Genomic DNA, 1,394 nt, shown 5'->3' on the forward strand with positions numbered 1-1,394 from the left:
GGTGTGCTGCGGCTGGCCCGCCCCGACCACTACCCCATCGCCACCACCCACGACGAAGACCCCTTGCGCGGGCTCATCGGCGCCGCTGGATCACCCGCCCCCGGGGAGACGGTGCTGGTGCAGGTGGCGGCCCGCCCGGTAACCGGGTTGCGGCTACACAAGGCCAACCAGGCCGCCGCCGGGCTGCGCTCCTCGCACAGCGTGCAGTCCGGGGCGTTCGATGCCCTCACCCCGGGGAGTGGCCGCCGCTCCGCTTCGTGGGCGGCGCTGCGCCCCGAGGTGTCCGGGGAGATCCGCGCGATCCTATCCAAGAGCGTGCGCCCCCGGTTGGAGACCGTGGTGCGCTACCTGGTCACCACACCCGAGCATCACCCGCAGGGACGGGCACACCGGCGCGGGCGGGCCCACGCCATCACCGGAGCGTTCAGCGCGTTCAGCCTGTACAACCACTACAAACGCCGCCACACCCCCATCCTGGCACCCTGGTGCTCGCACGTGCGCTACCTGGGACGCGGAGACCTGCTCTCGGCCAAGGAGCTGGCCGCGGTGGCGCACCTGCCCCTGGATGAAGCCGTCGCCGGTCTGGAGCGGGCCCCGGCCAAACCGGTCCCGCCCCCGCCGGGGTTGGTGGCCGATGTGCCCGATGCCCGAGTGCTGGGGCGCTCTGATGCGGGCCCGCCGCGATTGATCGGGCAGCGATCAGCCGATGGGCGCCACCACACCCACATCATCGGTGGCACCGGAACGGGCAAAACCAGCCTGTTGTTGAACATGGCCCTGGATGACATCGGTAAAGGGCGCGGGGTGGTCTTCATCGAGCCCAAAGGCGAGAGCAACCTGCTGCTTTCGCGGATGCCCGAACAAGCGGCCAAGCGGGTGGTGCTCATCGACCCCGACGACAACGCCCCACCCCCGCCCCTGAACCCGTTGTCCGGGCGCGACCGAGAACGCTCCGCCGATGCCATCACCGGGATCTTCCGCCGGATCTTCGCTGACTCCTGGGGGCCTCGGACCGAGGACATCTTGCGTTCGGCCTGCCTGACCCTGGCCGGCACCGACGAGGCGGGGCTAGCCAACATCCCCCGCCTGCTGGAGAACTCCTCGTTTCGCCACCGGCTCACCCGCCAGATCACCGATCCCACGCTCAAGGGATTCTGGGAGTGGTTCGACGAGCAATCCGGCCCGGCCCGCTCCCATGCCACCGCCCCGCTGATGAACAAGGTCCGCAGCGTACTGCTGCGCAGTTTCGCCCGGGATCTGTTGGCCACCACCACCCAAGGGCTGGACCTGCGCACGCACGTGGACGCGGGTGGTGTGGTGATCGCTCGCCTGCCCAAAGGGGTTCTGGGCCAGGACACCTCCTCGCTGCTGGGATCGCTGCTGTTGTCCCAGGT

The 1,394-nt window shown here is 69.9% G+C and carries 1 protein-coding gene; it reads left to right on the top strand.

The annotated features are described in order from the left end of the window. Nucleotides 1-1,394 (top strand): type IV secretory system conjugative DNA transfer family protein (locus ACYVD1_RS34675; protein ID WP_460778710.1); only part of this gene is annotated, 1,394 nt, incomplete at both ends.

The organism is Nocardiopsis nanhaiensis, from assembly GCF_054778635.1.